22 protein-coding genes and 3 pseudogenes are annotated in these 24609 nt (G+C 59.2%); 19 read left to right on the plus strand and 6 right to left on the minus strand.

Translation table 11 applies throughout. The features are described from left to right. Positions 1-378 precede the first annotated feature (378 nt). The 3 genes from QSJ95_RS16185 to QSJ95_RS16195 form a co-directional block, all read right to left on the minus strand. A complete protein-coding gene (locus QSJ95_RS16185) occupies positions 379-1458 on the minus strand; it encodes a quaternary amine ABC transporter ATP-binding protein (protein WP_285643723.1) in 1080 nt (359 codons plus the stop codon). Then, positions 1451-2311, minus strand: a complete 861-nt coding sequence (locus QSJ95_RS16190; protein ID WP_009619743.1) for an ABC transporter permease — start codon at positions 2309-2311, stop codon at positions 1451-1453. The genes QSJ95_RS16185 and QSJ95_RS16190 overlap by 8 nt, the downstream gene beginning before the upstream one ends. A gap of 120 nt (positions 2312-2431) precedes the next feature. Then, entirely contained in the window at positions 2432-3502 is a 1071-nt protein-coding gene (locus tag QSJ95_RS16195; RefSeq protein WP_197674176.1) for an ABC transporter substrate-binding protein, read from the minus strand. A gap of 433 nt (positions 3503-3935) precedes the next feature. On the opposite strand from QSJ95_RS16195, the pseudogene QSJ95_RS16200 reads away from it, so the two are divergent. After that, positions 3936-4183, plus strand: a pseudogene (locus QSJ95_RS16200) (IS5/IS1182 family transposase); the annotation flags it as partial. Positions 4184-4264: 81 nt separating this feature from the next. Here the strand turns inward: QSJ95_RS16200 and QSJ95_RS16205 are convergent. Next, positions 4265-4754 (minus strand): annotated as a pseudogene (locus QSJ95_RS16205) (tyrosine-type recombinase/integrase); the annotation flags it as partial. A 1129-nt stretch (positions 4755-5883) separates the two neighbouring features. On the opposite strand from QSJ95_RS16205, the pseudogene QSJ95_RS16210 reads away from it, so the two are divergent. The 11 genes and pseudogenes from QSJ95_RS16210 to QSJ95_RS16260 all read left to right on the plus strand — a co-directional run. Beyond that, positions 5884-6057: pseudogene (locus QSJ95_RS16210) on the plus strand (helix-turn-helix domain-containing protein); the annotation flags it as partial. A gap of 36 nt (positions 6058-6093) precedes the next feature. After that, complete coding sequence (locus QSJ95_RS16215; RefSeq protein ID WP_285643916.1) at positions 6094-6786, plus strand: LysR family substrate-binding domain-containing protein; 693 nt, start codon at positions 6094-6096, stop codon at positions 6784-6786. Positions 6787-7236: 450 nt separating this feature from the next. Then, complete coding sequence (locus QSJ95_RS16220) at positions 7237-7446, plus strand: AlpA family transcriptional regulator (RefSeq protein WP_285643726.1); 210 nt, start codon at positions 7237-7239, stop codon at positions 7444-7446. Between the two features lie 31 nt (positions 7447-7477). Beyond that, positions 7478-8338 (plus strand): ParA family protein, encoded by an 861-nt coding sequence (locus QSJ95_RS16225; protein WP_285643728.1) that lies wholly within the window; start codon positions 7478-7480, stop codon positions 8336-8338. Continuing rightward, the gene (locus QSJ95_RS16230) at positions 8325-8561 is read left to right on the plus strand and encodes a type II toxin-antitoxin system HicA family toxin (protein WP_285643730.1); all 237 of its coding nucleotides are present in this window, start codon (positions 8325-8327) and stop codon (positions 8559-8561) included. Before QSJ95_RS16225 ends, QSJ95_RS16230 begins: the two co-directional genes overlap by 14 nt. Beyond that, complete coding sequence (locus QSJ95_RS16235) at positions 8554-10242, plus strand: ParB family protein (RefSeq protein WP_285643731.1); 1689 nt, start codon at positions 8554-8556, stop codon at positions 10240-10242. The genes QSJ95_RS16230 and QSJ95_RS16235 overlap by 8 nt, the downstream gene beginning before the upstream one ends. 17 nt (positions 10243-10259) lie before the next feature. Next, positions 10260-10820, plus strand: a complete 561-nt coding sequence (locus QSJ95_RS16240; RefSeq protein ID WP_285643733.1) for a DUF2857 domain-containing protein — start codon at positions 10260-10262, stop codon at positions 10818-10820. A gap of 3 nt (positions 10821-10823) precedes the next feature. Then, the gene (locus tag QSJ95_RS16245; protein ID WP_285643734.1) at positions 10824-12014 is read left to right on the plus strand and encodes an STY4528 family pathogenicity island replication protein; all 1191 of its coding nucleotides are present in this window, start codon (positions 10824-10826) and stop codon (positions 12012-12014) included. Positions 12015-12171: 157 nt separating this feature from the next. Next, positions 12172-12957 (plus strand): PFL_4669 family integrating conjugative element protein, encoded by a 786-nt coding sequence (locus QSJ95_RS16250; RefSeq protein WP_285643736.1) that lies wholly within the window; start codon positions 12172-12174, stop codon positions 12955-12957. Further along, a complete protein-coding gene (locus QSJ95_RS16255) occupies positions 12954-13511 on the plus strand; it encodes a DUF3158 family protein (protein WP_285643737.1) in 558 nt (185 codons plus the stop codon). The genes QSJ95_RS16250 and QSJ95_RS16255 overlap by 4 nt, the downstream gene beginning before the upstream one ends. Further along, positions 13508-13906, plus strand: a complete 399-nt coding sequence (locus QSJ95_RS16260; RefSeq protein WP_285643739.1) for a single-stranded DNA-binding protein — start codon at positions 13508-13510, stop codon at positions 13904-13906. Before QSJ95_RS16255 ends, QSJ95_RS16260 begins: the two co-directional genes overlap by 4 nt. Positions 13907-14054: 148 nt before the next feature. Here the strand turns inward: QSJ95_RS16260 and QSJ95_RS16265 are convergent, their stop codons facing one another. Then, positions 14055-14423: a histone-like nucleoid-structuring protein, MvaT/MvaU family gene (locus QSJ95_RS16265; RefSeq protein ID WP_275629549.1), complete on the minus strand. Its 369-nt coding sequence runs from the start codon at positions 14421-14423 to the stop codon at positions 14055-14057. A gap of 368 nt (positions 14424-14791) precedes the next feature. On the opposite strand from QSJ95_RS16265, the gene QSJ95_RS16270 reads away from it, so the two are divergent. The 4 genes from QSJ95_RS16270 (at position 14792) to QSJ95_RS16285 (ending at position 21065) form a co-directional block, all read left to right on the plus strand. Continuing rightward, on the plus strand, positions 14792-16795 hold the full coding sequence (locus tag QSJ95_RS16270) for a DNA topoisomerase III (RefSeq protein WP_285643745.1): 2004 nt from the start codon (positions 14792-14794) through the stop codon (positions 16793-16795). Between the two features lie 803 nt (positions 16796-17598). Next, positions 17599-19164, plus strand: coding sequence for an ATP-binding protein (locus QSJ95_RS16275; RefSeq protein ID WP_285643747.1), 1566 nt, complete (start codon positions 17599-17601; stop codon positions 19162-19164). 374 nt (positions 19165-19538) lie between these two features. Beyond that, positions 19539-19931, plus strand: a complete 393-nt coding sequence (locus QSJ95_RS16280; protein WP_285643749.1) for a hypothetical protein — start codon at positions 19539-19541, stop codon at positions 19929-19931. A 258-nt stretch (positions 19932-20189) separates the two neighbouring features. Continuing rightward, positions 20190-21065, plus strand: coding sequence for a hypothetical protein (locus QSJ95_RS16285; RefSeq protein WP_285643751.1), 876 nt, complete (start codon positions 20190-20192; stop codon positions 21063-21065). A 243-nt stretch (positions 21066-21308) separates the two neighbouring features. On the opposite strand, the gene QSJ95_RS16290 is transcribed toward QSJ95_RS16285, so the two are convergent. Then, a complete protein-coding gene (locus QSJ95_RS16290) occupies positions 21309-21695 on the minus strand; it encodes a hypothetical protein (RefSeq protein WP_285643753.1) in 387 nt (128 codons plus the stop codon). A gap of 423 nt (positions 21696-22118) precedes the next feature. Here QSJ95_RS16290 and QSJ95_RS16295 point away from each other — a divergent pair, with 423 nt between their 5' ends. The 3 genes from QSJ95_RS16295 (at position 22119) to QSJ95_RS16305 (ending at position 24497) form a co-directional block, all read left to right on the plus strand. After that, positions 22119-22985: a DUF3577 domain-containing protein gene (locus QSJ95_RS16295; protein WP_285643755.1), complete on the plus strand. Its 867-nt coding sequence runs from the start codon at positions 22119-22121 to the stop codon at positions 22983-22985. Between the two features lie 186 nt (positions 22986-23171). Continuing rightward, positions 23172-23999 (plus strand): DUF932 domain-containing protein, encoded by an 828-nt coding sequence (locus QSJ95_RS16300; RefSeq protein ID WP_285643756.1) that lies wholly within the window; start codon positions 23172-23174, stop codon positions 23997-23999. A gap of 99 nt (positions 24000-24098) precedes the next feature. Beyond that, positions 24099-24497: a hypothetical protein gene (locus QSJ95_RS16305; protein ID WP_285643758.1), complete on the plus strand. Its 399-nt coding sequence runs from the start codon at positions 24099-24101 to the stop codon at positions 24495-24497. Positions 24498-24609 lie beyond the last annotated feature (112 nt).

Genomic DNA, 24609 nt, shown 5'->3' on the forward strand with positions numbered 1-24609 from the left:
GAGCAACTGTCTTGCCGACTGCGCCGAGGCGCTCTTCGCAGGATGGGTTGAGCCTTGGCGAAACCCATGCGGTGGTGGTGATGGGTATCGCTTCGCTCAACGCCATCCTACGGGGTGGTTTGCCGGCGGGCGTAGGAGCGGACTCTGTCCGCGATTGGACTCACCGGCCACGCCGGTCACCCTGGTGGCACGGCTAACGGCGGATAACCGTGATCAGGATGACTCAGCATTCACCGTCCACTCCGAACGGCCCCCTCTCCCTTTGGGAGAGGGTTGGGGTGAGGGGCGGAGCCAGTATTGGAACACCTTCGCTGAACCAGGGCAGCGCTTGAATGAACAGCATTACAGGCGCAAAGGGACTCGAGCTCCCGAGCAGACTCAGCGCACCGCCGCCACCCCCTGGCTGCGCGGGTTCGGCAACTCCCGCGCATTGACCATGGCCTCCGCCAGACGGCGGAAGGTCACGGTGCCCAGCGGCTTCCCGCCCGGCGAGACCACCGTGACGTCGCCGTCCGGCACCAGCGCCAGCGTGCGCACCGCCTCCTCCACCGTGGTGCCGGCGGGGATGGTCATCCCGCTCGCAGCGGCGCCCGCGCGCGCCGGCGTCATCACCGCCTCGACGTGCAGCACCCGGCCCCGGTTGACCTCCTTGACGAAGTTCGCCACGTAGTCATCCGCGGGGCGCAGGACGATGTCCTGGCTGCTGCCCTGCTGGATGACCTGGCCGTCGCGCAGGATGGCGATCTGGTCGCCCAGGCGCAGGGCCTCGTCGAGGTCGTGAGTGATGAATACTATGGTCTTCCTGATCTCCTTCTGCAGGTCCAGCAGCACGCTTTGCATGTCCATGCGGATCAGCGGGTCGAGCGCCGAATAGGCCTCGTCCATCAGCAGCACGGGCGCGTCGTTGGCCAGCGCGCGGGCCAGGCCCACGCGCTGCTGCATGCCGCCGGACAACTGGTTGGGGTACTTCTTCTCGAAGCCCTTGAGCCCCACTCGCTCGATCCAGCGCATGGCGATGTCCAGGCTCCTGGCGCGGGGCAGCTTCTGGATGTCCAGGCCGTAGACGGTGTTCTCGATCACGTTGCGGTGGGGCAGCAGGGCGAATTTCTGGAACACCATCGCGGTCTGCTGGCGGCGGAACCCGCGCAGCTCGGCCTGGCTCATCTTGACCACGTCCACGCCGTTGACCAGCACCTCGCCCGCGGTCGGGTCGATCAGCCGGTTGATGTGGCGGATCAGCGTGGACTTGCCCGAGCCGGACAGCCCCATGATCACCTGGATGCAGCCCGCCGGCATGTCCAGGTTGATGTCCTTTAGGCCCAGGACGTGGCCGAAGCGCTCCATCAGCTCGGTCTTGCCCATGCCCTGCTTCACCGCCTCGACGTGGGCCGCCGCGTCCGGGCCGAAGATCTTGTAGAGATTGCGGATGCTGATGCCGTCGAACTGCCGCTCAGCCATGGACCACCTCCAGGTGTTTCTGCAGCCGCTGCCCGTAGGCCTGGCTGATCCGGTCGAAGATGATGGCGATGCCGACGATCGCCAGGCCGTTGAAGATGCCGAGGGTGAAGTACTGGTTGGCGATCGCCTTCAGCACCGGCTGGCCGAGGCCCTGCACGCCGATCATCGAGGCGATGACCACCATGGCCAGGGCCATCATGATCGTCTGGTTGATGCCGGCCATGATGGTCGGCAGCGCCAGGGGCAGCTGGACGTTCCGCAGCTTCTGCCAGCTGGAAGAACCGAAGGCGTCGGCCGCCTCGAGCACGTCCTTGTCCACCAGGCGGATGCCCAGGTTGGTCATGCGGATCATCGGCGGGATGGCATAGATGACCACCGCTATCAGCCCCGGCACCCGGCCGATGCCCAGCAGCATGACCACGGGGATCAGGTAGACGAAGCTGGGCATGGTCTGCATCACGTCGAGCACCGGGTTGACCAGGCGCTGGAGGCGTTCCGAGCGCGCCATCAGGATGCCGATCGGCAAGCCCATGGCGATCGACAGCACGGTGCAGACGAAGATCATCGATACCGTGCGCATGGAGTCGTCCCACATGCCGAAGTAACCGATCGCCAGCAGGGTGGCGAGCGCGCCCAGCACCACCTTCAGGCTGCGGCTGGCGACCCAGGCGATGGCCAGGACGATGAGAACGATGATCGGCCAGGGCGTCTGCGTCATGAAACGCTCGGACAGCAGCAGGAACTTCTGCAGGGGGGCGAAGAAGTTCTCGATGCTATCGCCATGGCCACGGGTGAACGAACGGAAGCCCTCGTCGATGACCTGCTTGAGGCTGCGCAGGGAGTCATCGTCCATCTGGGGAAAATCCTGAAACCAGCTCATGTGATTGCCCTTTTCCAATATGCCGGGCTCATTCTTGTTTTCTCCCGGCCGAGAGGGCGCAGCGCAATGGTACGCACCGCGCCATGCTGCGCATTACAGAGCTGACTTGATCTTCTCGGCAGCGTCAGCGTCGACCCATTTCACCCAGACATCCGGGTTCCTCTTCAGGAACGCCTTGGCGCCGTCTTCACCGGTGGCCTGGTTGTCCGCCATCCAGGCCAGCATCCGGTTGACCAGCGCATTGGGCCAGGAGCGGGTCGAGAGGTACTTGTAGGCGGGGCCGGCGTGCTCCGCGAATGTCCTGGTCACGATGGTGTTGACCTCATCGGCCGGCCATTCATTGGGTTTCGGGTCCGGGCACTTCTCCACCTTGTTGCAACGGTTCCACTCGGCCTCGTCGTAGGGAACGCCCGAGGACAGTCGCACCATTTCATATTTGCCAAGCAGCGAAGTGGGCTCCCAGTAGTAGCCGATCCAGCCCTTCTTGCGCTCGTAGGCATGGATGAGAGAGCCGTCGTGGCCGGCCGCCGAGCCGGTGTCCACCAGGTTGAAGCCGGCGTCCCTGGCCTTGTAGGCCTTGTAGTACTGGCTGGCGATGACGGTGCCGCCCCAGCCCTGCTGCCCCGCGGACCAGGCGCCTTTCGACGGGTCTTCCGGGTCGGGGAAGAGTTCGGGGTGCTTCAAGGCATCGGCGATGGTCTTGATGTCGGGATGGGCATCGACGATGAACCTGGGAATGTAGATGCCCTGTACGCCGCCTTCGGTGAAGGCCTTGCCGGCGATCAGCAGCTTCCCTTCCTGGATGTTCTTCTGCGTGATGGGCGGCCGCAGGCTGGTCCAGGATTCGGGCGCCACGTCCGGCTTGCCCTTCTCCGCCATCGAGGTCAGGGTCGGCACGGTATCGCCCAGCACGATGCTGGCATCGCAGCCATAACCGTTCTGCAGAATGAACTTGTCCACCTCGGCGAGCAGCTCGGCGGAGGCCCAGTTCATGCTCGCGATCGTCACCGTGCCGCACTCCGCCGCCTGGGCAAGCGGCGCGAACCCGGCCAGGCCCAACAATAGCGGCGTGCAGGACAGCAGCGCTTTCATCGCGTGCGCCCCCTTACCTGCGGCACCGGCTCCTTGTGCAAAATCCAGGGTCATTTGTTTTGTTGTTTTCATTTACGACCACCCTCTTCTAGTTTCCGAAAGAGCACTTGGGGAACAACTTCACAAGCCACAGCGCCGGCCGCATTCGCTTGGCGCAAACCAGGCATTCCCGGGCCAAGCACTGATGTAACGGCTGACTTTCGATTGGAGTCCATCGACGGGCCGAGCGACCCGCCCCGCTCACGAAATCCTGACCGGAATCGATTCTGAGGCGGCCAGGGCTACGCGGCCTATAAGGAAAAGGACGATTGCCGGCAGAATTCGCACATTGCACCGTGCTGCAGGCCAGATGCGGGGGCCTGCGGGCGTCGTGGCGCAGTGGCTGCGGTTTGTATGTAAACCCGCTGGGAAGCTCTACTCGCACGATCATCGGTCGAGCAAGACGCTCGAGCATCTTGTTCAGGTAGCTTTCGGCCGCACGCTCATTGCGCTTGGCTGGTAGCTACGCTTCGGCCCCTGGTCGACGATGTATCAACGGTTCCGTGATTGGCGAGACGAAGGCACGTTTGACCGAGTACTTGAGCGATTGCATGTCCGGTCGAATCAGGAAGGTCTGTTTGATCTGGACACCTGGATGATCGACTCCAGCGCAGTGCGTGCAACCCGAGCCTCTTCAGGTGTCGGAAAGGGGGGTCGGAAGAGCCGCCAGATCATGCGTTGGGGCGTAGCCGAGGTGGCCTGACCACCAGGATTCAATGGCAATCGCCAGTTCGGCCCTGGGAACCTCCATTGCGATCCTGGTACTTAGCGAGCGCTGCTCGAAAGCTCCGGTAATAATGCCCTGCGCTGCTCGATCCGATCCAGCACATCCAGCAAGTCGGGACGACGGACGTTGTAGATGGACACCGAGCCCAATGTGGGGAGCACGTCCTTGCCGAAGATGCGCCGAATCTGCGAAAGCGTACTCTGCCGCCCCTCCTTGAGCTCCAGTTCGCGGTGGCCAAGCCACTGCCGATACACCGATTCGAAGCTGCTTTCCGCAGCCAGGCACACAGCCCGGAACTTCTGCTTGCGATCGATCTTGGGATTGATGCCTTTCGCCAGCAGCGCGCGCCTCGTCGCGCAACGCACGCGCTTCGAGAAGGCTGACCTCCGGATAGGCTCCGAAGGACATGCGCTGCTGCTTGGCAGCCCAGTAGTAGCGGAAATGCCAGGACCGGTTGCCCTTGGCAGACACGGCCAGGGACAGGCCGTCGAAATCAGGAAGGGTGTAGTCCTTGCCGGTAGCCCGGGCTTGCCGGACGACGATGTCTTTGAGTGCCATGACCTGGCTCCTGAAAGAGAGTCAGGACCCGATGCTTGTCTCGCCGACCACGCTCCTCCAGCAGGAATCCGGAAAGCGCCCTCCCCCGAAAGCCTGTACTTGAAAATGGACTTGAAAGTCCTGGCTGGGGGTGGATTCCAGTGGTTTTCGCCAGAACGAAAAAAGGGCCTTTCGGCCCTTTTTTCAGTGACTTGCAAATGCCAGTGGACATCTGCAGATCGATATTTGGAGCGGGAAACGGGACTTACAACCAGTCTCCAACCCTTTGATTAAAAGGAACTTTTCTCGCTTACTGCCTCCGCAGTGGACATAATTGTGGACTTATTCGAGAGGACAGGCAACCTCTTGCCCAACTCTTTTCGCAAGAGACAAGAGCATTACCTTGGCAAACGATCCCGCATCGACTCCAATCCATAGTGATCATCGAGGGCACCTCAGGCCGTTCTGTCATAACGATCAAACCTGCTGATGAATGGGTCATTTACCTGCAGGCACAATACCATCACCACTACTTAATGGTTAGGACGCCTGATTTGCTCTGGACATATGGGCTATCAGTTAGACGCCCAAGACAGGTGCTCGGGTTAACCAGGACACTCTGATGGATCAACCTTCACGCCCCATAATGTGGGTACTGCTGTGCGTCTGGCACCATAGCCGCCACAGCCCTTCTCTGGATAGCTTGGTTGATGTTTGGCTATTTTAAATTTCCATTAATCATTCAAGATATGCCAAGAACATAACTCCGACCAGTAAAAATGGTCATCTGCGTCACTCAGCCTTCATCCCTCCGCCTATAAATATTCACCCCCAATAAAGTATCTCAGATCCCCCTTTTTTGCCCAGATAAATTTTGGCCACAGCAGATCACTTTTAGACACAAGTACCCCTGCCACTTAATAGAAATAAGAAAAGAGAATAAGTGACAAGAGCAGTGCGATCGCCGCCTTACCGTCCATCGGACAGCAGAGAGCCTTGTTGTTCCATGGGTAGCGAAGATATTACTATCCGCCGAGATAGGTTGAGACTCAATGTGTCCCTCTTTGAGGGATTGACCTACCTCCTCAAATGGAGCGATTACGGCCTACCTTTCAGCTGGATGCAACGTGCATGGTAAGGAGACTACTCAATGAGGTTACGTCACCTACGCTACTTTCTAGCTGTGGCTGAAGAATTGAACATCTCGAGGGCAGCAGCCAAAGTCCATATTGAGCCATCCCCTCTCTCTCGAGCTGTTAAGGAGTTGGAGAGCGACCTAGGGGTGCATCTACTTCAACGCGCCAACGGCCGGATCCGATTGACATGGGCAGGAGAGGTGTTCAGGGAAGAGGCCCAACGCATGCTCACCTTCTTGGAGGGTGCGCGGACTCGAGTGCAAGCTGCATCACGTGGATACCGGGGTCGACTGCGTATCGGCTTGATAGAAAGACTTGCTCAGCCCCAGCTTGCCAAGTTATTGGCCAAATGCCGTGAAGAAGAACCTCTCACTGAGGTTAGGATTTTTGAAATGACTGCGAAGGAGATGATCAATGCGCTAAAAAATGATCAGATCGATGCAGCACTTTCTGTCCAGACTGGACTCAGTAACGACTTTATCAAAAAAATAGTCTGGACTGATCGCCCTGTCATTGCCATCCCTAAAAACCACCCATTGCTTTCCTTTGAAAAAATACCACCTCATGAGATTATTCGACATTCATTGATTCTTTACCATCCCGAACTATGCCCTGGCGTATATAATGCCATTTATCGTGGGTTTTGTGAATTCACATTGCCTCTTCCCGCGGTAACCGAGTATGTATCGGGGCACGAGTCAATGTTGATTCTAGTAGCTGCGGGTTACGGAATTGGTTTGGGCCTAGAGTCTCAAGTCACCTTATACCACCACCCCAATGTCATAATTCGCCATTTCACGGATGAAATACCCAGCGTAGAAATTATAATTTCCATGCTAGATAAGCCGCCCTCCGAAGAGCTAGAAAGATTTATTGAGCGCGCCATCCAAGCCGGAGAAACCAAAGCAATCGACTAATCCCCATATAACCTTTCAATAGTACTTCACCCTGCTCCACTTTCGTAACCTACCAGACCTTAAAGGTCATCTCTCTTCATAGCCGCCCTCCAAGCAGAGAAACGGCTAGCCAAGGTCCCCCTTACAATTCCTAACCAATCCCACTCTATATCCTCATGACTTTTTTGGTCGGGGGCTAGACAAAAACGCTCATACAGACAAATTCTCAAGACATCAAAAGATCCCATCCCCTTTCGTACCTTGATTGCTATCTGGGCTCCATCGATAGTGGAGATATCACGGATTCGTTTGACGATGCAGAGCTAATGAATCGATAAAATCTAAAAACCGCATGCCATTCGAGATATCCGGTTCTCAGCAATATCCGATTGTTTGATGCGCTCAAGGAGTGACGCTCATCTACTGCAGGTCACGCCATCGAGTGCCACCAAGCATTTAGGAGTGACCACCATGTCCACTGAGCAAACTCCTGTTGCGGAGCGCCGTATCCTCCGCCGCGCCGAAGTTGAAGCTAAGACAGGCATAAAGCGCGCGCACATTTACAACTTGATGAAAGTGGGGAAATTTCCGAAAGCCAAACGCCTCGGTATCCGAGCGGTCGGCTGGGATTCCGCCGAAATCGACGCCTGGATCGCTGAACGTCTCGAAGAGCGCGTTTGACGACGCTCCACTATGCATAGAGGAGCGCGCCATGAACGTGATTGCGATCATTTCGACGAAGGGCGGAGTCGGCAAGACCACTATCGCGGCCAACCTGGGAGCATTCATTGCCGACGCCGGCCGACGTGTACTGCTGATCGATCTGGATGTACAGCCCACCTTGTCGTCCTACTACCCGCTCAGCCATCGCGCCAGCAGCGGCATCTACGAGCTACTGGCATTCAACGAGCAGACGCTGGCGGAGCTGGTGTCACATACCACCATTTCAGGCCTGGATGTAGTGCTGTCGAACGATGAGCACCAGCAACTGGGAACCCTGCTCCTGCATGCCGCTGATGGGCGCCTGCGCCTACGCAATCTGCTGCCGTTGTTCCGCCCCTACTACGACCTGGTGCTGATCGACACCCAAGGCGCGCGCAGCGTCCTACTGGAGATGGCCATGCTGGCGGCGGATATTGCGGTATCCCCGGTCACGCCGGAGATTCTGGCCGCACGCGAGCTGCAGCGCGGGACACTGCAATTGGTCGACGCGATCGCACCATACCGCTACCTGGGCATCCAGCCACCACCGGTGCATCTGCTGATCAACCGTGTGCCAGCCGTTTCCTCGAATGCCCGTCTGGTACAGCAAACGCTGCGCCTCATTTTCCGCGAGCACAGCGAGATCCAGGTACTGCGCACGGAAGTCCCGGCCATCGAGGCGGTTCCGCGCGCGGCCACAGCGGGGCAACCGGTACACCGGGTCGAATACCGCCGCCCGTCCGGTCGCCAGGCACCGGCAGCCCTGGAAACCATGCGTGCACTCGCCAGCGAACTCTGCCCGCAATGGCAGGAGCAGTTCGCTCGCGTGACTGGCCGGGCCGATGGGAGACAGTCCCATGAGCGCACATGAACTCTGCCGCGGCCACAAACGATTGCTACCGCTAATCGAATTCGCCCTGAGCGAAGGCTGGCAGGTTAGCCGGACGGGCGGTGGTCACCTGAAGTTCACCAAGGAGGGCTTGCCACCGATCTTCACCAGCTCGACGGCCAGCGACTACCGGTCCAGCCGTAACGCATGGGCACGCCTACGTCGCGCGGTGCGTAACCTGACGAGAGGTGGTCCGAATGGCTGACCTCACGCCCCAGGAAATGGCTGGCAAGCTACTGGCCGAAGGGTTCTCGCGCAACGGCCCCGTTGCGAAGGCCCTCAGCGATCCTATCGTCGAAACACCGATGATCGTGACGCTGGACGAGCTGTTCCCATACGAGCTTGACCCACGGATCACTCGCAATCCTCGTTACGACGAGATCAAGGCGTCGATCCGCGAGCGAGGTCTCGATGCGCCTCCGTCGATCACCCGGCGACCTGGCGCGGATCACTTCATCATCCGCAACGGCGGCAACACTAGGCTGGCGATCCTGCGCGAGCTGTGGTCCGAAACGAAGGATGAACGCTTCTTCCGCATTCCTTGCCTGTTCCGCCCATGGCCCGCTCGTGGCGAGATCATCGCGCTGACCGGTCACCTGGCAGAGAGCGAACTGCATGGCAGCCTGACCTTCATCGAGCGTGCGCTAGGCGTCGAGAAGGCCCGCGAGCTGTACGAACAGGAAAGCGGCAAACCGCTGTCGCAATCCGAACTGGCTCGCCGCCTCAGCGGCGATGGCTATCCGGTCCGGCAATCACATATCAGCAGGATGCAAGACACGGTCCGCTATCTGCTGCCGGTCATTCCCAACGTGCTGTACAACGGACTGGGGCGCCACCAGGTCGAGCGACTGGCTGTGCTACGCAAAGCAGCGGAGTTGTCCTGGCAACAACGCGCTGCCGGAAAGTCACTGAGCATCGACTTCGAGACGCTGTTCAACGATGTCCTCGCCCCATTCGATACGCAGCCAGAAGCGTTTTCCGTGGCACGTGCCAGGGATGAACTCATAGGTCAGATGGCGGCCGTCCTTGACACCGACTACAACCTCCTGGAACTGGAAATCGACAGCACCGAGCATCGTCAACGCGTCGTGGCCAGTCCTCCATCGATACCGGGTAACCCGGAGCCTGATGTTGGCAGAACCAACGTCAGAACCGCACCGAATCCCCAGCCGGAGCCAACACCAACAGCGCCGCAGGACGGCGACGGCACTACGCAGCCCCCTACCGCAGTCTCCGCTACGCCGGCCCCACCACCTTCGCCACCATCCGGGCAGGAACAGCCACCAGGCCCTCCTCCGGAAAGCGACGCTCCGGCACGCATGCAGCAACATATTGTCTCGCCCGCCGCCACGACGAAGCGCTTGCAGGCGATCCAGCAACTGGTGGCCGAGCAGACCGGCGCCCCGTTGCCGCTGTTCGCAGACACGGTGCTGCAGGCGATTCCCGTGCAGGTCGGCGGCCTGTTTCCAATCTCGGACATCTGGTACATCGAGCCAGGGCTCGACTCGCCAGACCGCCTACGCATCCACATCGCGCAATTCGCGCAGGAAATCGCCGAGGAAGCCGAGCTAACCGATTGCGTCGAACCTCTCGACACCGGCATCGGCTTCAGCTGCAAGGCACTCCAACCTGCTGCGGCAACCTCCCCATTCGCTCGTAGTGTGCTCACATTGCTGCATGCGCTGAGCGTCGTCCATTACGACGTTGAGCAGGACGAGCAGCACCTGAGCGACAACCTAGGCGCGCTGCTGCTCGGCTCCGAACTCAGCGATGCGGAAGCTCCCCCACGCCTTAGCGACAACGGTTTGGTGAAGTTTTTCCGTCTTGTGAGACTGGCACGTCGACTGCTCGATCTGGAAACCAACCCAGGCGAGACCGACAACTGAACCAGCCGGAGGCAACCATGTCGGCACCTCATCCGCTGAACCAAGCCGTCGTCGCCCAAGCTCTGCACGACCTGCGCAACGGTCAATTGCGCCGTTGCCTGTCCATGGGATTTAGTGAACGCGAGCTGGACGTATTGAAGCAGCCTGCGCTGGTCAGCCTGCTCGCGAACGCGCAGGTCCCGTGGTGCTCGGTGAAGGTGAATACGGATGTCCTGTGGCGCCTGGTCGGACAGGTGCATGACATCGAACAGGAGATCGCCACCGTCGATCGCATGCTCAAGCTTGGGGCCAGCACTGAGATGATCAGCAAGTTCTATGGCCTCACGCACCAAGAGGTCGCACTGCGCCGCGACATTATCGGCCTGCCCAAGCGCAAGGGCCGACATCCTGTACTGAGCGAAGAACAGGAGATGACGCTGTGGAAGAACTGGAAGACCGGCATCGACGAGCGCGGTGTCGTGCTGGACGACGACAGCGCTATGCTCGCCTTGACCATGGATCTCGCCGAAGCCCTGTCATTGCCCATGTCGGTGATCTGGGCCGCGATACGCAGCTGGATCGACCAGGGATTGGTGTGACCTATGGCGCCGCCAAGCCCCCCTTCGGCAGGCCCCACCCCGCTTTCAACGTTGCTTGATCAAGCCCTGCGGCATCTGGTACCTGCCAGCGGCACCGATCCCGCCAGAGACGGTTTCCTGTTCAGCGGCAATCGCCATGAAAGTGTGCCCCGCGCGCTGTTTCTCGACCGGCGCCTGACGCCGCTGGAGCGTAATACCTGGCAGGTGTTCCGGCTCATGCTCAACGAAGACGGCGTGACCGCATTTCCCACTTATGACCAGTTGCGTCCCTACCTCGCATCGACGCCCTGCGAGGGGCAGGCATCCCATGAGACCGTGGCCCGGGCGCTGACGCTGCTGCGCCTGACTCGCTGGCTCAGCCTCGTGCGCCGCCGGCGCGACCCGAAGACCGGACGCCTCAGGGGCAATCTCTACGTGCTGCACGATGAGCCTCTAACGCCCTTTGAAGCCATGCAGCTGGACCCAGAGTACCTGGGGCTGGTCAGCCACGCGCTCATTCACGCCAGCAAGGCCATTCAGCGGGTTGGCTATCACGCCATCCAGGAGCTCGGCGAAGACCCGATGCTCTGCGGTCGCTCACTGCCGACACGCATCCAGGTACTGGCACAGCGTATGGCCCAGGGTGACACTCCCGACGACGAAAGCTACCTACGGAAGACGCAGTCCGTCCACGATTCCGAAGAAGGTGCCGTCCCCCTTCTTCGGAATCGCGTAACGCCGTCTTCTGATTCCGAAGTAGGTGTACAAGCTAACAAAACCGCCGCTCTTCGGAATCCGGAATGGGACCGTACTGAAGTACTGAGTACTCGTATTAAAAATCCAGTACGTACAGTACCGCGTGCGCGAGAACTTCAGGATCTGCGACTGCCTGCACGCTTCCTTACGCTGAAAGACGAGCAGCAGGTCGGCGCGCTGGCCGCGCTGCAGCAGGTTGAGGCTGATCAGCGACAGGCTGTCCTCGACGAATGGGATGTACGTTGTCGTGACAGCCGGGTGCGGAAGCCTGCCGGTTATCTGTTCGGCGTAATTCAGAAAGCCATCCGTGGCGAATTCAAAACATGGGCCGCACAGGAACAGAGCCACGTCACCACTCCACCACCCGCAGCGGCGTCTCGCCCCGCGGACCCCGAAGTCGTCAAGGCACATCTAGCTACCCTCCATGCCCTGCTCAACCGAAACGGCAGCGACTCATAGCGCAGTGGACGTCCAAAGCGCTATCCCCTGGGGATAGTTACAACAGACAGCCCTCCGGCCAGCAAACCCGGCTGACATCGAGTTCGGTTTGTTGACTGACCGCCTTCCACCCTCCTCCCAAGCTGGCGACTCGTTCCCCCCACCACGAGTCGTCTTCATGGCCAACGAAGAAAAACCACTGCTGCTCAATCTCGGAGCGCTGCGCAGCTCGATGGCATTGACGCTACACACGCACCATGCCTCGCGCATCTGGCACGGTCGCGCCGCCAGCGAAGGAAAGCCCGGCATCGTCGGCCTCAACGGTTTCATCGCAATCGCCAACAAGATCAAACGGGGCGCCGAGCAGGACGACCCGTACAGCGACTGGTGGATGTTGCGCATCGAGGAAAAGCTGATGCAGACCAAAGACACGTTGCAGGTGTTGCGTGAGCAGGTCGACCAGGCCCTGGCCGATGTGCCACCCGCCCTGAGCCTTGGCGAAAACATGAATGTGCAGCCGGTGAAGCTGCCCTTGTTCGTGAACGCGCAACTCGGCTTTCTCGCGGTATATCTGCTGGCCGACTACGACGATCTAGCACGCAAATTGATCCTCGCGCACCACACCGCGCTGATCGATCGTTCGACATTGGAGCGCTGGCTCAACGAGGGTGCCCACGCCTTGCGCAGCCTGTTCAGCCTGGCCCAGCAATACCGATTCTCCGGCTGCACCCGAGACGATTTCGCGGCGAAAAATGCCGCAGCCCGAGCGGCGATCGAGAAGTTCGGCGAACTGCCGCAGGACGTGCTCGAAGGTGTCCGTCGCTCTCGCTATGCGCCACCCATCGTCCGGCGCTCGGCACTGACGACCTCTGCAGGACTTGCCACTGGCGATGACGACTTCCCGGCTGAAAGCGCTGGTGAGCCGGCGACTGGGGCGAACGACAGCGAAGATGCGCCAGCATGACAAACACCTCGGCATCTGCTGCAGCCCGCCGCTTTATCCCCCTGGAACAGGCTGACTTCCAGAATCTGGAACACGCAGCCTCTCTAAAAGGCCTTTTACGTCCCTTTCCTTTTAAAGGTAAGGGGGCACTGACTGAATGGGCCAGCCAGTGCCACGCGCTACGTGACGAGCTGATCGGGCTGGCGCAACGGCGTGTGCTGGCGCAGGCCAACGCCTACCCCTTCCGCTTATTGCCCGTACAACTGGCCCAGCAAGCGACTGGCGCAGGGACCGTATTTCTGCGCTGGCGCAAGCCCGACCGTTCGGCGATGGGGGTGGCCCTGTGGCAAGAACTGATCACCAGCCATTCCACTCCCGAATCGCTTATCGACGACCTCCATGCGATGGAAGTCCAGCGCATCGTCCTCAACATGCAGATCAGCCTGCTGCACACGCTGGGCCGCCAAGCCCAAGAATGTGCCAGCAAGGTGGCCCTGACCGAATCGATATACCTGCGACGGGTCCACGGACTCGGCGCCCCCCTGCGTACCACCCATCTCGAGGAAACACCATGAGCACTCACTACGTTGGCGAGGGCAATATCGGCTCTGCGCCGGAATACCGGGAATTTGCTAACGGCAACGACGAGCCCAGCCGCCTTCTGCGCCTGAACGTCTATTTCGACAACCCTGTACCCAAGAAGGATGGTGGCTTCGAGGACCGCGGCGGTTTCTGGGCACCTGTGGAGTTGTGGCATCGTGACGCCGAGCACTGGCGGTCGCTGTACCAGAAAGGCATGCGCGTTCTTGTCGAGGGACGCACTGCGCGTGACGAGTGGGAAGATGCCGACGAGAACGAACGAGTGACCTTCAAGATCGAGGCTCGACGGGTCGGGATACTGCCCTATCGGCTGGAGTCGGTCGTGCTGAGCCCGAAACCGATAGCTGACGCAGGTACCGCAGGCGAATAACCGAAGGTCGAAGAACTCGGTGGAACTATCCCCTGGGGATAGTTCCACCGAGATCCATGGAGTTCCAGCGCGCTCTCTGAACGATATTACTGGTCAGCAGCACCTTCGCCCTCTACAACCACGGATGGACCACTCACTGGTCCTCCCATCATTTGACCAACCAGGACTCGACGGTATCGTTACCGTATTCGGTCTTCCATGCCTTCAGCACCTTGTGGTTCCCACCCTTGGTTTCCACAGTTTCACCGGTGTGAGGGTTCTTGTAGACCTTTACGACACGCGCCTTGCGCCGCGCATCGACCTTGTGGCTGACCTTACGGCCAACAACGCCAGCTGCCGGATCCAGGATCCCAATGATATCTTTCAGGTTTTTGCCATAAGTGCTCATCAGCTTCTTCAGCTTTTCTTCGAACTCGATTTCCTTCTTCAGGCTCGAGTCGTTCTTGAGCGACTCCAGGTATGCAAGCTGCTCGGCAAGAGCTTTTTCGGCGGCACGAAACTCTGCCAGACGGGACATATTGGACTCCTATTATTAGATAGAGGGAAAACAAAATTATTATAAGACAGCCAACCTAATGGCAGCCAGAGTAAAAGCAAGAGATAACCATATAAAATATAAAGATACTCATGCAATCCAACATCACGAGTTGAGATCCCTCTCCTCGTCAATGAGCACATGTTTGTTGGCTTGGCAATCGGAGTGGGATTTTTCATGACGGAGCAAGCTTCGACCAAGATCCTTTGACCCCTGCACTCGCCAACCGAGCTACTCGCCATTCTCTCTACTGAAAGCGGGCTCACTGTCTCCGCCTAGTTTGCTGCTCTGTACATCGTATCCGGGAACCCTGGCAGTCATTCCATGATCGCCAGCGACCTGGAGAACTTATGCGTGTGTTCCTGTGCGAGAAGCCCTCCCAAGGTAAGGACATCGCCCGCGTGTTAGGCGCCAGGCAACGCGGAGCTGGGTGCTATAGCGGCACCGGACTCGTCGTCACCTGGTGCATCGGCCACCTGGTCGAGGCGGTTCCGCCAGAAGGCTACGGTGAGCAGTACAAACACTGGAGGCTCGACCAACTCCCCATCATCCCTGAGCAATGGCGTGTCGAGCCCAAGCCGGCAACCGCCGCGCAGTTCAAGATCGTCAAACAATTCCTCGCCAAAGCCTCCGAACTGGTGATCGCCACGGACGCAGACCGTGAGGGCGAGATGATCGCCCGCGAGCTCATCGAGCTGTGTGACTACCGCGGTCCCATCCAGCGGCTGTGGTTGTCAGCCCTCAACGATGCCTCCATCCGCAAGGCGCTGAGTACGCTCAAGCCAGCGAACGAAACTCTACCGCTGTACTACTCTGCGCTCGCCCGCGCCCGGGCGGACTGGCTGATCGGCATGAATCTGAGCCGACTGTTCACCCTGCTCGGTCGGCAAGTCGGGTATGACGGTGTGCTGTCGGTTGGCCGAGTACAGACACCAACGCTAAAGCTGGTGGTGGATCGCGACCGTGAGATCGCGTGTTTTGTCTCCGTCCCCTACTGGGCAATCGATGTCGAGCTGTCCCATGGCGGAAAGAGCTTCATCGCGACCTGGACGCCTCCCAATAGCACGGTGGACAAAGCCGGCCGCTGCCTGCAGCCGACAACGGCACAACAGGCCTACGAGCGCATTCGCACAGTTGGCAGTGCGACCGTCGAGTTGGCCGAGACCGAGCGCGTACGCGAAGGTCCACCACTGCCGTTCGACCTCGGGACGCTTCAGGAGGTGTGTTCCAAGCAGTTGGGGCTGGGTGTCCAGGAGACCCTGGATATCGCACAGGCCCTGTACGAAACGCACAAGGCAACGACCTACCCTCGCTCAGACTCAGGCCACCTGCCCGAAAACATGCTCGCTGAAGCGCCAGCGGTTTTTGCAGCCCTGCTCACCACCGATCCCGGCCTGCAGTCAGTGCTTGGCCACCTGGACAGTGCACAGAAATCTCGCGCCTGGGACGACAACAAGGTAACCGCTCACCACGGCATCATTCCGACGCAGAAGCCCGCCAATCTGTCGGCCATGAGCGAAATGGAGCTCGCGGTCTACCGCCTGATCCGCGGGCATTACCTCGCGCAGTTTCTGCCGCACCACGAGTTCGATCGCACAGAGGTACGGCTGACCTGTGCTGGGCAACAGCTGATTGCCGTTGGTAAACAGGTTGCCGTAATGGGTTGGCGCGAAGCGCTGGCAATGCCCTCGGAAGAGGACGCGCAGACCGAGGAAACGGCACAGCGCCAAGTGCTGCCGCCTTTGCATGCTGGCACTTCTTGCCAGGTCAACAAGGTCGACCTGAAGAGCTTGAAGACACAGCCGCCCAAGCCCTATACCCAGGGTGAACTGGTCAAGACCATGAAGAGCGTCGCCAAGTTCGTCACCGATCCGCGCCTGAAGCAGAAGCTCAAGGAGACTGCGGGTATAGGCACCGAGGCGACGCGTGCCAGCATCATCAACGGCCTGCTCGGGCGTGGTTACCTGCTGAAGAAAAGTCGTGCCGTGCGCGCATCCGGTGCCGCCTTCACGCTCATCGATGCAGTACCTGCGGCGATTGCCGATCCTGGCACTACAGCGCTCTGGGAGCAGGCACTGGATATGATCGAAACCGGGCAGATGACGCTGGAGAGCTTTATCTCCAGACAGGCCTCATGGGTGAGGCAACTGGTCCAGCAGTACCGCAACAGCACGTTGGCCATCCTGCTACCCAAAGCCCCCACTTGCCCTCAGTGCAAGGCACCGATGCGCCAACGCACCGGCAAGAATGGCGCGTTCTGGTCATGCAGTCGCTACCCAGACTGCAAGGGTTCCCGCCCCATCGAGCCGTCGACAGCCGGACAAGGCTCGCCACGTACGAAGGTCTCGCGCTAAGACCTCCTGAACCCCTCTGTCGTGCCACTATTCGGCACTGCGGCAGACGTCCCGCCGGCCCGGTGGGACCTCCCAAGCACACCTTCCCTTCCGCAATGGTGTGCCCCCGCCAGCCTGCAACTGTCTCTGTGCGGTGCGAAGGTCACTCCTCCGAGAATCGCGGAACGTCCCTTCAGCTGATCAGTCTCTTCCGTTGCCCGCGATGGGTCCCCTGGCACCTTGCCGAATTACCAGCGAGTTGCCAGGAGACTCATCCGGGTCGAACGGTAATCGGCGCCGGCGCCTACCGGCGAAACAACGGGTTCCTTTTGTACGCGGATGCGTGCCGAAGGATATCGGCCCCAGCCACGACACGGGCCGAGTGCGATTGCTGCGACAACGGATGGCTTTGACGACAGCCAGACCGTTCAACCAGCCCACTGTGGCGACTTCCTCAAACGCCGGAGGCACAGCCTTCGGCGGCCTTCTCCTGCTGCTCACGCAACCAATTGAAGGCTCAGCCCAGTGACCGGCAGGAACCGGACACGCCCACCTTCCGATAATCCCACGACACGCCAGACCAGGTTCCCCAGTCTTGCCGCAGGTATCGCTGCTCGTCAGCGTCCCCGGCAACCAAGGTCTTCAAGGTTGCGCTACGTCCCGTAGTGACCACAGCCGTCCGCCCGCATCGCCTTTGCGGACATACGCCAGCCCTCGGCGTCGATGCCATCTACTTCCGCGCCTCAATCATCCGCAGCGCCCTCGCGCTGCCCCACGGGCCTCTTCTTTCACGCCCCTTCGGGCCCTCAAACAGGAGCTACGCCATGAGCATGATTCGTCTCAAGACCAACCAGCATCAGTTGATCGCCAACCTGCGACATGCCTTCACCCCGGCCTCCATGCTGGGTGAGCTGCTGCAGAACGCTCGCCGGGCCAAGGCTCAGCACATCGAGGTCATCGTCGACAACAACACGCTCATCGTGCGCGACGACGGTACCGGCATTGCCGACCTGCAAACCCTGATCTTCATCGCCGAGTCCGGTTGGGACCAAGAGCTGAAAGAGCGGGAGAACGCATTCGGCCTCGGTGTCCTGTCGACCCTCTACTTCGCCGAATACCTGTCGGTGCATTCGCGCGACCAGGCCTTCCGCGCGGCCACTGCAGCCATCATCCACGGCGATGCCATCGAGGTTCATCCCGCCATACCGCGCCTCGGTAGTGAAATACAGCTGGAGGGCGTGCAATCACCGCAGGCTACGCTCACCTTGTCGCAATGGGCAGCGGCACAGCTAGAGCGTCTATGCGAGGCATTCCCCGTGCCCATCTCGTTCAACGGTGTCGACCTTCCTCGACCCTTGGCCGACCCCACCTTGCCCTGGCTTGAAACAGCCGTGGGTAAGGTTCTACTCAACCTCGACACCCCTCCGTCACGGTGGCGCTGCTTCCTTCAGGGGCTCCCCCTTGGCGGCCGTTACTCGACAGATCCCAGGCAGCAGGTCGTACTGTTGCGCGATGACATGATCGCTCGCCTGCCCGATCGCCAGCACCTGCTCAACGAAGAGACGGACAATCGGCGGATACGGGACGCCATCAACGCCGCCTACCGGCAGGCACTGTTCGAAGCCAAGGAGCAACTGTCGGGCAGCGACTTCGTGTCGTCGTATGCCGAGACCTGCCTGTCATCCTCGAATGCGGACCTGCTGAATGACGTCCCCTTCGTGCCCCGTGCATGGTTCCGCAACTGGGAGGGCGAGCCACCTGGCTATCGTCGCTTCTGGGACCATCATCCGCTGAGTGGGATCGTGACCCGCCTGGAGCTGGAGGAGAAAGGCGTCTGGTCCATCGAGAGCGATGGCCGCGAGGAGTGGGCAGCGGAAAGCTACCTCACCGCGCGGCAAGCCTTCCTGCTGGAAGAACCTCGTCTCGATGAACAGCACTGGCTGCGGCAGGTACGCCGAACCACCACATCTGATCAGGTGTGCGTCCATCATGGCGCCATACTCTATCGCGAGGACACGCCTCCTTTGGCCGAGGCCCTCGAACTGGTCCTGGTCGAAGCGCTGAACGTCAGCTTGAAAGGTGAGCCAGGCCAGTACCCGGTGAAGGCACTCCGCCAGGACGATACGCTCTACCTGACACCGAGCGCCGACTGCGTGACGCCACTCGTATCCGACTACGTCTTCGATGATCGATACGACGAGGATGCCGAAGTGGAGGATGACGAGACGCTGTCGACCTTCATCGCCGTAGGCTGCTCACAGGTGCCCAGTGAAGTCGTAAAAGCACTACTACCTCGCGCGCTGCGCTTCGCCTCCCAGCCCAAGCTCGCCAAGGCAGTAGTTCGACTGGTCTTCGATAGCGAAGGGAAACTGCTGGAGGTGAAATCCTGACCGCGGCCATGAACGCTCCTTCGGGAGCGTTCCTCTTCCTCGCGATCACCAGCAGTACCAACACTGCCTGCCACGTTCAATCGGACGCCCACCGGCTTCCAGTTTTCCACTGACACCCGCCTTCCCACCCTAGATGCTGCCAAGCATGTGTCGTCAGACTTCGGTCGACGCCATGCCTCACAGCTAAGGTCCCACTGGCTGCAACGTGGCCTGCTCCATGTCAGCCGAGCCGATCTGCGTTGCACCGTCCAGTGAAGGAGCACCCGCTATGTGCTGGTACATCGTCAGATGGGAGTCCGCCCAGTACCTCTACCGCCAGCCATCCACTGGAAACAGAACACGGCTGGCAGCCCTCCAACATAGGGGACTAGTTCATGAATCACTCATTACCCGATCACCTTTTGGATCTGCTCGCCCAAGAGGAACGACACCTGTCACTGGCTCCAGTAGCTTTCTTCAAAGCCTGGAAACGGGGGGTAGAACTCTCAGGAACCCAGTGGTTCGGTAATGGCAGCCGAGAAGCCCTAGAACTCGCACAAAGCCCATGGGATCTATGCCCTGATCTCGCACGGATCAAACGCGGGCTCGGCGTCCTGAGCAGTGGTGAAAAGATATTCCTCGCCGCCATGGTGAGCTTCTACAACGCCCATGAGGGTGGCTCGATGCTCAAGCGTTGCCATGTCGAAGGGCTCGCCGACCTTGGTGGACTGGACCTGCAACGCCGTAAGGTCATCGTCGAATTGCTATTGCACTACAGCGGCTGGTGAAACAACTGTTCCCTATTCATCCAACAGGGAACACACTCCTTCACAGGCCCAAGTTCGAAAACATGTTGCTCATCCCTGCCACCAATCTCCGGCAGGGGGGATTGGCTCTTCCCTGACCCACAGCTGGAAAATCTACTACGGGCCATTACCTCAATTTTTTATAGAAAAGACAAACCTTGATTACGCTTGAATTAAAGCTACAATAATCTGTCAGGCAAAAATAACCAGAAAATACTGACAAATGACTATGAGAACCTTATGACACTGGATAAGTTCCGTAGATTGCTGCTCATTCCTTCGCGCAAACAGTGGAGCAAAGGAACACAACCCACAAAGCAAACTACGATAAGCTATTTCATAGGCATAATCGCCCTGGCCATCACGGTATATGCCGTAATCCCCACGCCACCGCCTAAGCCAGCAGTGCAAGCTTACGATCTATCGAGTGAGCGTAGAGCAGAGCTCATCGATATTGTACGCATACCACAACATACAGGCCTGGCAAGCTTGCGGATCGGTTGTGTAGCCTGGAGCGAAACGTCGTGCATTGCGGCAGGAGAATTCCTGAGATTATTCAGCGAAGCAGGATGGGAGATATCTGGAAGACAGGTCTACAAGATGGATACCACACTCCCTGAGCGTGGAATTAGCATTGTAACTCGTAACGATGAAAAACCAAGACTACCAGAGCCTCCACCCCATATGGGCACATGGGCAGTAATGAGCAAGAGTGGCGCCGTCATTACAATGGCCCTGAAATACATGGATAGTCCGGTTCATTTCTCCAGCGATCCGGATCTAGAAGGCAATACGCTGGGAGTTTACTTCGGACCGGACGCTCCCACCATGCCGTCAATGACATCTGATCAGAAAGTCATTAGGCGCCCCTTGATGGAGTTATTGAAAGCAGAGATATCAATCGAGCATGAATGCCTGAACGCTCCACTTGATAGATGCCTTGCTCAGCTCACATCCTGGTCTACTGCAGTAGAAGGCTATCTAGCCGATGGAAAGTTTGGACAAACCTCCATCGACGCATGGGCTGCAATGTCTACAGATCCAAAGGTATTCTCAAAAGAAACCATGGAAAAACAGCAGAACCTGCTTATTGGGCTATTTCTTGGAGTTAGCTGAACCTCCAAGAAACCAAGCATCCAATAGAGCCTCAGGAACAGGCCCAACCAAAATCAAGGCCCGCACCAAGCGGGCTCTTTATTCCTGCATACAAATGGCAGTAGTCACCCTCGACTCTTACCAAGAAGAGCACATCCGGTGTTTCACGCCCCTAGCTTTGCCTGACACATAGGAGTTCAATGTTATAGGATACCCCTAAGATAGAGCCATCCTTCATCCCACATCGAAAATCGCCCACGGGAGCTAGTGGCGAATCTTATCTATAGCACTTTTAATAACCTCAACATCCCTGTTCGTGAAGATATTTTCCAGCGTAGCTGGATCAATAAAAATCTCTGCCTTACGCCGAATCTCCTCCAACGCAAGCTCGATTCTATAATCCATGAAACAATCAAACATCTGATCAACTGAGTAACTAACCCCTCCCCCTCTACTCTTCCCCATCAAAATATGTACGATCGCTCCCAATACCAGAGAAACTCCAGACTCATCATCATGATCTAGATAACGCTCAATGCTGCAAGAAAGCCTTCCGAGCCAGTTTTCGCTCAAATTGCATGGAAGAGTAGATTCCGGGCCAGCATCCAGCACTTCTTGCTTGAATTGAAACAGTAAGTCATTACTCATCATCGATGTCTCCGGTAGATCGTTCTCAAGCATAGTCCGCGACTTCAGCAACGCCAGAACTCCAACCTACCCAATCTAGTACCGTCGGGGGCTTAGACCTGGCGGTAGAAAAAATCACCAACCACGGTAGCGACTGACGAAGGTGGGCGGATACGGTTACCGATTTTTCCTGGCCTCGACAGCCATTCAACATCACGCTGACCACATGCTCCGCTGATGACGTCAGCGACATGCCAGGCAACCATGGTCCTCCCGGTTGCCGCGCAGCGACAGCTGCGTGACCAAGCCCGTTCGCATCGCATCCTTCACGCGAACAGCCACCATCCGGTGGTGGATGCCGACCGTCCTCAACCCGCCGCGGGGTTACGCCCCCGCCCAGGGTCAGCGTGTCTCCGCCGTCTTGTCCTCAAGCATTGGAGACTCGCCATGAACAACACCGCTTCCGAGCAGAAGTCGTACTTCGATATTCACACCTCCGGCATCGGCTACCTTCAGCGTGTCCGCGAGGTCCCCCTCAAGGGCGGCCGTAAAGCCCAGCCATTCCTGGCCTGCACCATCGCCGCACTGGTCGGGCCTGCCAGGGATCCCATCCTGCGCTACTTCGATGTGCGCGTCTCCGGCGCCGAAGCCAAGAAACTGGTCCAACCCTACATCGGTGTCGAGGATCGCCAGCAACGACCGTTGATTCGCTTTCGCCTCGGCGATTTATGGCTCGACCCGTTCCGCCGTCCCTCATCGGGGGAACCGGCGGCCAGCATGAAAGCCCGCTTGCTCAAGGCTGAACTGCTGGACCGCAGCGTGCTGCGAGATATCGAGCAGCATGAGCTGCACACCAACGGCATCGGCTATTTGAATAATCCCAGGATGCTGTCGAACGACGGCGCCCCGCTCATGTCCTGCTCCCTCGCGGTATTGGCCGGCCCGACTGACAGTCCCGAGTATCGCTACATCGAGACCGTCGTTGCTGACGACAGCGCCCAGGAGTTGCTCCAGCGCTGCGTCCAGGCCGTTGAAGCCAAGCAGAAGGTGCTACTCGCTTTCAAGCTCAACGACATGCGAGCCGAGGCCTACAACCGCACCAAGGGCGAGCATGCCGGTGAAGTCGGCGCAAGCCTGAAGTCAAAGCTGATCCACGTGAGCCTGATCAAGATCGACGGGCAGCAAGTCTATCCCTCTCAATCCGACGCCCCTGAAACCGAAACGATCGACTCTGTCCCGACAGACAGTGATGGCTCACAAACCGCCGCGCCCTCCCAGGCGCCTGAAGCCCCCGCACTAGCGGCTTCGTTCTAAGCCACAGGCCTTCCAAGCCTGCTTTCCTCCCCTGCCCCCATGCCCCGACACCTCGGTGTCGGTGGCATGCCCGGGCTACCTCCTGCGCTGCAATCAGCCCACACCCTGGGCTCTCCGTCATCCCTCGCAATCGCCCCCAAGGTTCTGCCTCGGTGGGCGACTGCGCATTATTCCAGGAGAACGATCATGCAACTCGCCTCTCACTTTGCACCCCAGTCCCCGATCCTGCGCGCGAACCATCCGCTCTCGGATGATCAGATTCGCTCGGTGGCCCCCTCCATCTTTGCGGAAACACCGCACGAAAGTCGGTCCGATCGGTACAGCTACATCCCGACCGCTACCATCCTCGCCGAACTTCGCCAGGAGGGCTTCGAGCCCTTCATGGTGTGCCAGACCCGAGTGCGCCATGAAGACCGCCGCCAATTCACCAAGCACATGCTGCGTCTTCGCCATGCCAGCCAGATCAATGGTGACGAGGCCAACGAAATCATCCTGCTGAACTCGCACGACGGCACCAGCAGCTACCAGATGCTCGCCGGCCTGTTCAGGTTCGTCTGCCACAACGGCCTGGTCTACGGCGACACCGTGGCCGATGTTCGAGTGCCTCACAAAGGCAATGTCGCCCAGCAGGTGATCGAAGGGGCGTACGAAGTCTTGCAAGGCTTCGAACAGGTCCAGGACTCTCGTGACGCCATGCGCGCCATTACTCTCGACGCGGGTGAAGCAGCGCTGTTCGCTCATTCCGCCCTGGCGCTCAAGTACGACGATCCCAACGAGCCGCAGCCGATCACTGAGGACCAGGTGCTCGCACCGAGGCGCCTCGAAGATCGGCATGCCGACCTCTGGTCGATCTTCAATCGGGTCCAGGAAAACCTCGTCAAAGGCGGTCTTTCCGGTCGTGCAGCCAACGGCCGCCATCAACGAACCCGGCCAGTCCAGGGCATCGACCAGAACGTCCGCCTGAATCGCGCGCTTTGGCTGCTGGCCGAAGGCATGCGCCGGCTCAAGGCCTGAGCGTCAGCAACACCATTCGCACCGCAGTAGCGGCATCAACTCACCCGCTGGGGCACCGTCCCTCGGGGCGGTCTCCAGCCATTTACTGGAGATCTCATCATGGGTTGGTTCTTCTCTCTCCAGTCCCGATCCGAGCTGATCGCGGAACTGGTTGAACCGCAGGAAACCGAACGCGCAAGCGCCAAGGTCATCGCTCACACACTGCGTGGCAACGTCCTATGGTCCGTCATAGAAGTGACCGCCAAGGTGGAAGGAGTGTCCCCGAATCTCGCGCCAGGGCAATCGCTCCGCTACATCCGCTGCGACCTGCTGCAGCGGCATGGCAACGAGTGGGGCTACAAGCCCTTGGACGAGTCGATGCACCCTTACTACTACACATGCCCACTTCGCTACCTGGAGCTGGCACCCGAGCAGTCCAGGGAGTGGCGCGAGCGAGTCCGTGCCTATCACGCGCGGCGGCGTCAGCCCAAAACCTCGGAAACAGCTCCAGCGACCTGAGATGTCCAGGGCATCTTTCCACCACCCAGGAATCGGCAATATGGAGATTCCCCTTGTTCGCAGATAGCTCTTCGCAGAATGGTGATGCTCCCGGCTAGACCCAGCCGGGAGT

Source organism: Pseudomonas sp. NBRC 100443 (assembly GCF_030268185.1).
In the GTDB taxonomy this organism is placed as follows: Bacteria; Pseudomonadota; Gammaproteobacteria; order Pseudomonadales; family Pseudomonadaceae; genus Pseudomonas; species Pseudomonas citronellolis.

Bases quoted from the DNA above. Each gene is read 5' to 3' on its own strand.
- QSJ95_RS16290 (WP_285643753.1), bottom strand. From the start codon at position 21,695: ATGATGAGTAATGACTTACTGTTTCAATTCAAGCAAGAAGTGCTGGAT.
- QSJ95_RS16240 (WP_285643733.1), top strand. From the start codon at position 10,260: ATGTCGGCACCTCATCCGCTGAACCAAGCCGTCGTCGCCCAAGCTCTG.
- QSJ95_RS16245 (WP_285643734.1), top strand. From the start codon at position 10,824: ATGGCGCCGCCAAGCCCCCCTTCGGCAGGCCCCACCCCGCTTTCAACG.
- QSJ95_RS16295 (WP_285643755.1), top strand. From the start codon at position 22,119: ATGAACAACACCGCTTCCGAGCAGAAGTCGTACTTCGATATTCACACC.
- QSJ95_RS16280 (WP_285643749.1), top strand. From the start codon at position 19,539: ATGAATCACTCATTACCCGATCACCTTTTGGATCTGCTCGCCCAAGAG.
- QSJ95_RS16260 (WP_285643739.1), top strand. From the start codon at position 13,508: ATGAGCACTCACTACGTTGGCGAGGGCAATATCGGCTCTGCGCCGGAA.
- QSJ95_RS16235 (WP_285643731.1), top strand. From the start codon at position 8,554: ATGGCTGACCTCACGCCCCAGGAAATGGCTGGCAAGCTACTGGCCGAA.
- QSJ95_RS16225 (WP_285643728.1), top strand. From the start codon at position 7,478: ATGAACGTGATTGCGATCATTTCGACGAAGGGCGGAGTCGGCAAGACC.
- QSJ95_RS16195 (WP_197674176.1), bottom strand. From the start codon at position 3,502: ATGAAAACAACAAAACAAATGACCCTGGATTTTGCACAAGGAGCCGGT.
- QSJ95_RS16230 (WP_285643730.1), top strand. From the start codon at position 8,325: ATGAGCGCACATGAACTCTGCCGCGGCCACAAACGATTGCTACCGCTA.
- QSJ95_RS16300 (WP_285643756.1), top strand. From the start codon at position 23,172: ATGCAACTCGCCTCTCACTTTGCACCCCAGTCCCCGATCCTGCGCGCG.
- QSJ95_RS16255 (WP_285643737.1), top strand. From the start codon at position 12,954: ATGACAAACACCTCGGCATCTGCTGCAGCCCGCCGCTTTATCCCCCTG.
- QSJ95_RS16215 (WP_285643916.1), top strand. From the start codon at position 6,094: ATGCTCACCTTCTTGGAGGGTGCGCGGACTCGAGTGCAAGCTGCATCA.
- QSJ95_RS16270 (WP_285643745.1), top strand. From the start codon at position 14,792: ATGCGTGTGTTCCTGTGCGAGAAGCCCTCCCAAGGTAAGGACATCGCC.
- QSJ95_RS16250 (WP_285643736.1), top strand. From the start codon at position 12,172: ATGGCCAACGAAGAAAAACCACTGCTGCTCAATCTCGGAGCGCTGCGC.
- QSJ95_RS16220 (WP_285643726.1), top strand. From the start codon at position 7,237: ATGTCCACTGAGCAAACTCCTGTTGCGGAGCGCCGTATCCTCCGCCGC.
- QSJ95_RS16265 (WP_275629549.1), bottom strand. From the start codon at position 14,423: ATGTCCCGTCTGGCAGAGTTTCGTGCCGCCGAAAAAGCTCTTGCCGAG.
- QSJ95_RS16275 (WP_285643747.1), top strand. From the start codon at position 17,599: ATGAGCATGATTCGTCTCAAGACCAACCAGCATCAGTTGATCGCCAAC.
- QSJ95_RS16185 (WP_285643723.1), bottom strand. From the start codon at position 1,458: ATGGCTGAGCGGCAGTTCGACGGCATCAGCATCCGCAATCTCTACAAG.
- QSJ95_RS16285 (WP_285643751.1), top strand. From the start codon at position 20,190: ATGACACTGGATAAGTTCCGTAGATTGCTGCTCATTCCTTCGCGCAAA.
- QSJ95_RS16305 (WP_285643758.1), top strand. From the start codon at position 24,099: ATGGGTTGGTTCTTCTCTCTCCAGTCCCGATCCGAGCTGATCGCGGAA.
- QSJ95_RS16190 (WP_009619743.1), bottom strand. From the start codon at position 2,311: ATGGACGATGACTCCCTGCGCAGCCTCAAGCAGGTCATCGACGAGGGC.